The organism is Bifidobacterium sp., assembly GCF_050874245.1.
Lineage (GTDB): Bacteria > Actinomycetota > Actinomycetes > Actinomycetales > Bifidobacteriaceae > Bifidobacterium.
Genome location: NZ_JBNMKH010000072.1, coordinates 1 through 8,857, shown reverse-complemented (window position 1 = coordinate 8,857; position 8,857 = coordinate 1). Strand labels below are relative to the sequence as shown.

Genomic DNA, 8,857 nt, shown 5'->3' with positions numbered 1-8,857 from the left:
GACCGCATCGAAATCGTCTCTGCTGAGCGGATACGTGACGAACTGGTCAAAATGCTGCTGTCCGATCGTCCGCGCGCCGGTATCGAGGCATTGGTCGATTCCGGTCTCGCCGACATCGTCTTCCCGGAAATCCCGGCATTGCACCTGGAGATCGACGAGCATCACCGTCATAAGGACGTGTTCGAACACACCATGATCGTCATCGAACGCGCGGTCGCCCTTGAAACCGGTCCCGACGGCCCGGTCCCCGGTCCGGACCTGACGTTACGTCTGGCCGCCCTCATGCACGACATCGGCAAGCCGAAGACCCGTCGCTTCGAAGCGGGCGGCAAGGTGAGCTTCCATCGCCATGACGCCGTCGGCGCGAAAATGACCCGCAAGCGTCTGAAGGCACTGCATTTCGACCACCACATGGTCGAGGACGTCAGCGAGCTGGTCAACCTGCATCTGCGCTTCCACGGCTACGTGGAGGAGCCGTGGACGGATTCCGCGGTGCGTCGCTACGTCAAGGACGCGGGCCCGCTCTACGAGCGTCTGAACCGTCTTACGCGCGCCGACACGACCACGCAGAACAAGCGCAAGGCCATGGTGTTCGCAGCCGCAATGGACGAGATGGAACAGCGTGTGCGCGATCTCAAGAAGAAGGAGGATTTCGACGCGATCCGTCCGGACCTCAACGGCGACGAGATCATGCGGCTGCTTGGCATCGAGCCTGGTCCGATGGTCGGCAAGGCGTATAAGCACATGCTGGAATACCGTCTGGATAACGGCCCGGTCGAGCATGACGTGGCCGTGGCCGAGCTTGAGCGCTGGTACCAGGAGCAGGCCGGACAGGCGGAACAGGCTAAATAACGCCGGCAAAGCCGGGTGCGGTCGAATACGGTCCGTCATGGCGTCTGTTCCGCGCGCCGCTTCACGTGGCCATCACGTGCCATTGCGCGAAATCGTCCATAACACCGCGCTAACACCGCGCACGATATGAAGAACCCGCGTCCCCCAGAGAAAGGGAACGCGGGTTCTTCCGTTGACTCCGCTGATGAGCAGCCGATCAGCCGTTCAACTGAAAAGCTGCTTAACTGAACAGCTTTTCAGCCCTGCGGATTCACGGCATCATGCTCGGAAGCCTTGGGCAGATTGGTCATCTTGTCCGCCGCGACGCAGCCCTTGATGCTGGTGATCGGCTTGCCTGCCGCCGGAACGTTCTTGACATCTTGCAGGTTGTCGAAAGTGGCGCCGACGACGACGTCGACCAGCTGGTCCTGACGATCGTCCATCACCAGCATCGCGTCGGTGAAATTGCTTGCCACGGTGTACGCCTGGTTCACGCCGTTCTTGCCGAAGACGATCATCGTGCGGTCGACCTTCTTGGTGTAGTTGCCGGGCGTCTGGGCATTGAATTCGCGATTCTGCAGAGCATCGCTCACCGCCTTGGCGAAGCCGGAGAACTTCGTGCCGTTGAGCACGCGCAACGTGATGTTGCGGTTCTCGACATACTTGGCCTTGCCGTCGGTGTCCTTGACCGCGCACGGGGCCTGCTGCCCGTAATTGGGCTGCACGGCGGTCGATTTGACTGCGCCCAGACCACCGACATGGAAGAAGAACAGCAGGGAGATCACCATGGCAACCGCCAGAATGGCGCCGGCGATGCCGAACACCGTCTTTTGACGGCGGCGAATGTATTCCTTGCGCGCTGTGCGCTCATCAGTAGCCTGGGTCATGTGCGAGTTCCTTTTGAAAAAACCAATTGCCAACAACCTTACTGTCACGCGGTGATATGCACGATCGGACGGGACGGCGCGCTGGTCGTGATGATGCGGTCGACGCAACGGCTGTCCTGCCATGCGGCCTGCACCGCCGCTGCGATATCGTCCGTCGGAACGAAAGCGATGACGGACGGGCCGGAACCGGAGACGAACGCCTGCCTTGCTCCGGCCCGCAGCGCCTCCTCGATGGCCTGTCCGCTGCGCGGATGCAGGTAGATCGCGGCCTTCTGCAGATGATTGTCGTCCGACTCGCCGGCGCCGATCTGATCGAAGGTGGCATACACTTCCGGCGTGCGCAGCTCCGCACGGTACGCGCCGACCAGCAATCGTCCGGCGAAGCCACGTTCCTTAAGACCACGTACGATGTCGCCATCGTCGTCAAGCTGCTCGATGCGCTCGCCGAAGCCGGTGCCGCGCGCATAACCGCCCGTCAGGCAGAACGGCATATCCGCGCCCAGCGTGGATGCGACTTCCCTCAGACGCTCGATGGGCCAATCGAGATTCCATAGGGTATTCAGCGCCAGAATCGTCGCCGCCGCGTCGGCCGATCCGCCCGCCATGCCCGCGCCGACGGGAATGCGTTTGTCGATGCTCAACGCCACGTCCGGTTCATGCCCGCTAGCTTCGGCCATGGCGAACAGCGCCAGCACGGCATGGTTGCGGCGCATGTCGCTGACGGAGGAGGCCAGATCGCCCAGATACGCGCCTTCAAGATTGAGCGAGAAGCCGGTGCCGGGCGCCTTGCGTGTGGCGGTGACGGTGTCGTATACGCCGACCGCGCAGTAGATGGTGTCGAGCTCATGGCGTCCACCCCATTCGGCGTGGGAGGGCCCCACGTGCAGGGTCAGGTTCGTTTTCGCCGGACAATCCACGCTTACGGATTCGACGATGGCGTTCATGCGGACACCTCGTCCAGCGCGCGGGCCAATGCCACGAATTCGTCGATGGTGAGCGTCTCGCCGCGACGGGTGGGATCGATGCCGGAACGTTCGAACGCTTCCGCCGGCACGATCTTCTTCAAAGCGGCGTGCAGGGTCTTGCGGCGCTGCCCGAAGGCCGCGTCGATGAGACGGAACACGGTTTCGCGATTCACGACGGAACCGTCGGCATTGTCCGCGGCGGGGGTATGGCCGCCCGGATGGCGTTTGAACAGCACCAGCGCGGAATCCACGTTCGGTGCCGGCCAGAACACGTTGCGGCCGATGACGCCCACGCGTTCCGCGGTACCGTACCAGGCAAGCTTCACGCTCGGCGTTCCGTAGATCTTCGACCCTGGTTTCTCGCTCAGACGATCCGCCACTTCCTTCTGCACCATCACCAGGAAGGTGCCCAGATTGTCGAAGCGCTCCAGCAGGGTGAGCAGGATCGGCGTGGCCACGTTGTATGGCAGGTTGGCCACCAGCGTGAAGGATTCGTCGTTATTGAAGTCGGGAAGGTTCTCCGGACTGATGGTCAGCGCGTCGCGATTGACCACGCGGAAACGGTCCACGGCATCCGGCATGAATTCGGAGATGGTCTTCGGCAGACGCTCGGCCACCGGCGGATCGATTTCCACCGCGGTCATGGTGGCGCCGGTCTCCAGAATCGCCAAAGTCAGCGAGCCCAATCCGGGACCGACTTCCAATACGTGGTCGTCGGCGGTCACGCCCGCCTCGCGTACGATGCGGCGCACGGTTCCCGGATCGATTACGAAATTCTGCCCGAATTTCTTGGTTGGGCTGATGCCCGCCTCGGCCGCGATGCGCCGGATGTCGGCCGCCCCCAACAAATGGCCCTGCGTAAGATCGTTCACGTTTTCTGTCATTCCCTCATTATCCGTTCATGCCGGTACGAAATCGCCCGCAATGGCAGTGGGGGATCAGTACCATCCGATTTCCTCGAAATTCTTCCACGCGTTGGAGGGAGTGCCGTAGCGTTGGGCGATGTAGTTCAGCCCCCAATCGATCTGCACAGCCCCGTCGTCTTTCCATCTCGCGCCGAAGTCGGCCATTTTGCTGCCCGGCAGCGATTGTGGGATACCGTATGCGCCGGTATTCGGATTCTCCGCGTACCACTGCCATCCGGATTCGTGGTTCCAGAGTTTGACCAGGTCCGTCCAATTCTGTCCGGTCCATCCGCGTTGCGCCGCCGCGCCGGATGCGTAGGCCTGCGCCTGCGATGCGGAGGGATGGTACAGGCGGCAGCCGGCAGAAGGATCACTTGGCTGTGGTGTGGGAGTGGGAGTAGGCGTCGGGGTAGGCGTGGGCGTCGAATCGTCCTTCTTGGTGTTTCCGGAGCCGGACGTGTTGGAACCGTTGCCGGCGTCCGTCTTTCCGGAATCGTTCTTGCCGGCGTCCGTCTGGCCGTTGCCGGAACCGTTGCCATTACCAGAACCATTGCCGTTGTTCTTATCGGTATCCGTCTTGCCTGTGTCGTCCTTGCTGCCGGAATCGCCTTTGTTGGTCGAGCCGTTGTTCTTGTCGCTGCCGGTGTCCGTCTTTCCGGAATCGCTCTTGGTGCCCGAATCGTTCTTTGTGTCCGAATCGTCGGAACCATCCGTCTTGCCGGAGCCATTCGAATTATTCGAATTATCCGAATCGGAGGAATCGTCGGAGGACTTTTCAGGACCCACCGCGATGACCTTGTCTATGGCGATTTTCGTGGTCTTCTCGTCGGACAGCGTCTCGCTTTCCTTCACGCCGTCCACGTACGTGACAGCGTACGTCTGCTGGATTTCGCCGTTCTCGCCTTCCTGCCGCACCGTGACTTCGCCCGGCTGCAGGTTCGGATCGACGATGGTCTGCGTGCCAAACGGCACCTCCTTCGTGCGTGTTTCCTCGCCGTGCGTCACCCTGCGGACGCGCAGAATGGTCTTCCCGCCGTCCTTTTCGACGCTGACGCGGTCCTCCTTGCCCAGCGTGATGCCTTTGGAATCGAGGATGGAGGCCGCGGGAAGCTTGCCATTCGGAGCCACCGAGCTTTTGCCGTCCGCGATGACGGTGACGGGTCCCTTCTGATTGATGACCAGACCGCCGGTGAGCTGGTTGTAGACGTTGTTGATATTGACGGTGATTTTCGCCGCTTCGGTCTCGTTCTGGTTGAAGAAGTCCAGCAGCTGTTCGGCGCTGGTTGCCACCGTCCAGAACGGCACTTCCTGGCCGTTGATGGTGATGGTGGTCTGATATGCGCTTTGCACGGTCACCACATCATGGTTCTTCAGCATGCTTGTCGGGCTGGTCGATTCCACCAGGTCGTGCGTTTTAATCTTCACACCCTGTTCCTGCAGTAGCCGGTCCACGCTCATCGCATATGTGGTCACGGTCGTCGTTTCTCCGTTGACCGTCAATGCCACGGATTTGCGCGCGCCGATGCCGAACGCCAACGCCGATGTAAGGGTGAGCGCCGCCACGCACGTCATGACGCGGACGCGCCGGAGCGTCACGAATCTCTTGGGTGTCCACCTTCTCGCCATGCGGCCTCTTTCCAGCATTGTTGACAACATCGTCATTGTAGCGATTCAGCCGGATTGTCCGTCGCTGTTTTTCTCGGATTTCCTCCGTACCACCGCATTTGCGTGCGATTAGGGAATGGAATTCGTCGGGAATGGCCGGGAATAGAAAAAGGGGGCAGGAGAGAAGGGGATGTCCTGCCCCCTGTCGGACGAGACAGGTTGGGGAACGCCTCGTCCGTTTTTGCCAGAAGCCTCAAGTTGGGGGAAGACTTCTGGAGCACTTACCCGTGGTAAGAGGTCTAAGCCCGCTACGCGGGTTCGAGCCTCCTGTCGGGATCGAACCGACGACCTGCCGCTTACAAGGCGGCCGCTCTGGCCATCTGAGCTAAGGAGGCATGTTCCGCAGCCGTATGGAATACTACGGAACGTTGAATAGCATAACCAGCGCGTCCACGGTAGTCAACTTGTGATTGTCCTATGAGATGCGCCGGTAGCTATAGGGGGTATTTTATTCTCCTGTGGTGACGGAAATGGGCTTCTTCTCGGATCCGATGGACGGCATCTTGCCTGCCACGCCGACCTCGTCGGCCTTCAGGCCGATCGATTCGAGCAGACCATCCTTGATGGTCGTCTGCGCGGCGCTCAGCTGATCCATCTCCCAATATTCTCCGTTGATGATCACCGTAGGCGTGGTCATGCTGCCCTTGTAACTGCCGGTCTGGTGCCACAGTTCGGAACGCTTCGGCGTGTAGGTGTCGATCGCGTCAAGCCATTCCTGGTAATCGCGTCCGAAAGCCTTGTCCGCCACATCCTTGGAAGCGCCGGCCGCGATCATCTGCTCCTTGAGTTTGCTATCGCTCACCGATTTGTAGGAGGAGCCTTCCTCGGGCTGGAAGTCTTCGGCATAGACCTTCTCCATAAAGGAGATCAGGTGGCTCGGATCGCTGTCATGCTCAGCCAGGTAGATGGCCGCGTTCGCCGCGCGGCTGGAGTATTCGTCGGTGGACCAACGGTCCATGAACGCCATGAAATGCAGATCCAGATTGATCTGCCCCGCATCGACCATCTTCTGCAGGTCGGCGTCAAGCTGACGATGCAGATTGCCGCATCCCGGGCACAGGAAATCCATGTAGATCTCCACCGTCGGAGCGCCTTCCACGGACTTGCCGTAGCCGTTCTTGGAAATCAGCAGTCCGCCCTTCTTGTCGACGAGCGTCGGAGTGTTCTTCACCTTCTGCAACGCGGCGTACGCTTCCTGCACCGTCTCCGTGGAGGCCTTCGTCTCGGCCTTCTTATGCATGTTGTGATACACGGTGAACGCGCCGATCGCCACCAGAATCACCAGTATCGCCACGACGATGCCGCCGATGAGCGTCTGCTGTTTGCGCTCCTTCTCCATCTGTTCGGCGCGCGCCTTCATGGCTGCTGCCTCGGCGGCCCTGCGCTCGGCGCGGCTGGCGCGCTTCTGAGCATCCTTGCTGTTCTGGGCCATCAATATTCCTTTCGATCCTATGAATCCTTATGATGTTGTGCTGCGCACCATACTAGTGGTGCTCAGCTATCAATTCGCTGGAAATCCAGTTTCCCGAGATTGCTCCTGAATCTCGCTCAAGTGCCGCAGAACGGGCGGTTTCCGCAGCGCGCCTCCACCCAGCCGCATCACCGGCGCGCCAGGCGCCATCACGGCCACCAGCCAGCCGATAGCACAGAACGCGGCCCGCGCCAAACCGCTTTCGGAAAGAGGACCTTCGGTCAACGTCGGCAGCGGAATCGACAGGCCCAGGGCGTTCGTGTCCACTATGGCGTACGGCAGCTGCAGGACCACGGCGGCGATCGACAGGCCCAACGCGACCACGGCCAGCATGATCAGCGTGCGCGCCACCGCCACACCGAAGCCTTTCACCACATGCCAAGGCAGGCCGACCAATCGCAACAGCCAATCGGAGCCCTTTCTTCCGCCACCGCGCTTGCCCTCACGTTCAAGCTGCGCTTCCGTATTGAACCCGATGGCGGCCAGTGCGCAACCGATGATTAGCGCTGCGCCGAACGCGACCCATAGTGAGAACATTCCGCACACGGCCACGGGAATCGCCATCAGCGCGCAGGGGAGCAGTCCACGCCCCAGCATCGCGCCGCGCTTCACATCGGCGGGATTCGGCGCTTCCTCCATGGCGATTGGCGCATTCATGGCATGCATATTCGCGGTCGGCTGCGCTGGTTGGAAGGATGCAGGCGATTGCCGTGCCGCAGCCACATCGCTTTGCGGGATGACGGATGGCGGTTGTTGCATAGCAAGGCGTTGCAAGGCGGGTTTGATATTCGGATCGATCTGCGTCGGCTCCTCCGCCGGATTCCACGTGTCCTGCGCCGGCAGTATCCGCGTGGTTTGTTCCATCGGCATGACCTGCGTCGATTGAGGCAGCGTCTGGGTAGCCGTTGGCATGGTTCGGGTGGAACCTGGCATGGTTTGCGTGGCGTCTGGCATGGCCCATGCGGCTGCCGGCATGGCCTGCGTGACGGTTGGTAGCGTCCGTGTGCCGCCTATACGCTCTGCGCCGCTTATACGTTCGTTGGGAGGCAGTACGTCCGTTTCGTCGCCGATGCTGTCGTTACCTTCGCCGCCGGTCCAATTGCTGCCTTCATCGGCGGTTCCATCGTTGTTGCCGGCGCCGTCGATGGGTGCAATCGCCTGCGTCGCGTCCATGCCGGACATGTCGATTACCTGCGTGGCCTCGCCAGGCTGCGGAAGAGCCTGTGTGCCGGCGGTGCTTTCGTTGGCTGTATCGTCCTGCAATCTCCACAGAATGCGCGGATTGTCGGGCGATTCAGCAAAAGGGGGCATCGCCTCCGTTCCGTTGCCGCTGCCGGCCGCAACCCACGATTGCGGATTCAACGCATCCACGGCGATCGCCTGCAACAGATCTTCCGGTGAGCAACGTTTCGTGCGATCCGGGTTGAGCGCCGCACGGAACGCGGCCATCGTGCCAGCGGGCAGTCCCGCAAGATCGGCGCTGCCGGCCGCGGCACGCTCCAGCACGGTCATCATCGGCTTTGTGCCGAACACCGGTTTGCCCGTCGCGGCAAACGCAAGCACGCTCGCCACCGACCACCAATCGGTCTTCTCATCAGATTCGGCGCCATCGATGATTTCCGGCGCGATGAAACCCGGAGTGCCCATCACCAGGCCCGTGCGCGTCACATGGCTTTCGCCCTCGCCCATGGCGATGCCGAAATCCACCAGCACCGGGCCGGTATTCGACACCATCACATTGGTCGGCTTAATATCGCGATGTACGATGCCGGCCGCATGGACCGCTCGCACTGCCTCAATGAGCTTGCGTGCCAGACGTTCCAGATCGTCGCCCACATAACGGCCATTGATACGCACGTCCTCACGCAGGTTCTTGCCTTCGATCAATTCCGTCACGATGAAGGCCAACGCGTCATCCAGTTCCATATCCACAATGCCGCATACGCCCGGATGACGCACTTTCCGCAACGCCATAGCCTCTCGACGCAGGCGCTCGCGTGCGGTCAGCTGGTCACGCTGCTGTTGTACGGAATCGTCGTCATCGGACAGGGAATCGCGCAAAATCTTCATCGCATACTGGTGTCCGCCGTCATCGCGTACGCGCCACACTGATCCCATTGCCCCCGAACCAAG

Annotated in this window: 7 protein-coding genes and 1 tRNA gene; 1 reads left to right on the top strand and 7 read right to left on the bottom strand. The window is 61.2% G+C overall.

Annotation, left to right across the window (positions count from 1 at the left end):
* Positions 1–852 (top strand): HD domain-containing protein (locus ACR0P8_RS07635; RefSeq protein ID WP_432624515.1); only part of this gene is annotated, 852 nt, incomplete at its 5' end.
* 236 nt (positions 853–1,088) lie between these two features.
* Here ACR0P8_RS07635 and ACR0P8_RS07630 read toward each other — a convergent pair.
* The 7 genes from ACR0P8_RS07630 to ACR0P8_RS07600 form a co-directional block, all read right to left on the bottom strand.
* Complete coding sequence (locus tag ACR0P8_RS07630) at positions 1,089–1,718, bottom strand: LytR C-terminal domain-containing protein (RefSeq protein ID WP_432624514.1); 630 nt, start codon at positions 1,716–1,718, stop codon at positions 1,089–1,091.
* Between the two features lie 44 nt (positions 1,719–1,762).
* The gene (locus ACR0P8_RS07625; protein ID WP_432624513.1) at positions 1,763–2,662 is read right to left on the bottom strand and encodes a 4-(cytidine 5'-diphospho)-2-C-methyl-D-erythritol kinase; all 900 of its coding nucleotides are present in this window, start codon (positions 2,660–2,662) and stop codon (positions 1,763–1,765) included.
* Positions 2,659–3,567, bottom strand: coding sequence for a 16S rRNA (adenine(1518)-N(6)/adenine(1519)-N(6))-dimethyltransferase RsmA (gene rsmA / locus ACR0P8_RS07620; protein ID WP_432624512.1), 909 nt, complete (start codon positions 3,565–3,567; stop codon positions 2,659–2,661). Before rsmA ends, ACR0P8_RS07625 begins: the two co-directional genes overlap by 4 nt.
* Positions 3,568–3,621: 54 nt before the next feature.
* On the bottom strand, positions 3,622–5,214 hold the full coding sequence (locus ACR0P8_RS07615; protein ID WP_432624511.1) for a G5 domain-containing protein: 1,593 nt from the start codon (positions 5,212–5,214) through the stop codon (positions 3,622–3,624).
* A 300-nt stretch (positions 5,215–5,514) separates the two neighbouring features.
* A tRNA-Thr gene (locus ACR0P8_RS07610) sits at positions 5,515–5,588 on the bottom strand.
* A gap of 113 nt (positions 5,589–5,701) precedes the next feature.
* Entirely contained in the window at positions 5,702–6,685 is a 984-nt protein-coding gene (locus ACR0P8_RS07605) for a DsbA family protein (protein ID WP_432624510.1), read from the bottom strand.
* A 69-nt stretch (positions 6,686–6,754) separates the two neighbouring features.
* The coding region (locus ACR0P8_RS07600; protein ID WP_432624509.1) for a serine/threonine-protein kinase at positions 6,755–8,857 on the bottom strand (2,103 nt) is incomplete at its 5' end.

Coding starts and splice junctions, on each gene's coding strand:
- ACR0P8_RS07605 (WP_432624510.1), bottom strand. CDS start 6,685: ATGGCCCAGAACAGCAAGGATGCTCAGAAGCGCGCCAGCCGCGCCGAG.
- ACR0P8_RS07630 (WP_432624514.1), bottom strand. CDS start 1,718: ATGACCCAGGCTACTGATGAGCGCACAGCGCGCAAGGAATACATTCGC.
- rsmA (WP_432624512.1), bottom strand. CDS start 3,567: ATGACAGAAAACGTGAACGATCTTACGCAGGGCCATTTGTTGGGGGCG.
- ACR0P8_RS07615 (WP_432624511.1), bottom strand. CDS start 5,214: ATGGCGAGAAGGTGGACACCCAAGAGATTCGTGACGCTCCGGCGCGTC.
- ACR0P8_RS07625 (WP_432624513.1), bottom strand. CDS start 2,662: ATGAACGCCATCGTCGAATCCGTAAGCGTGGATTGTCCGGCGAAAACG.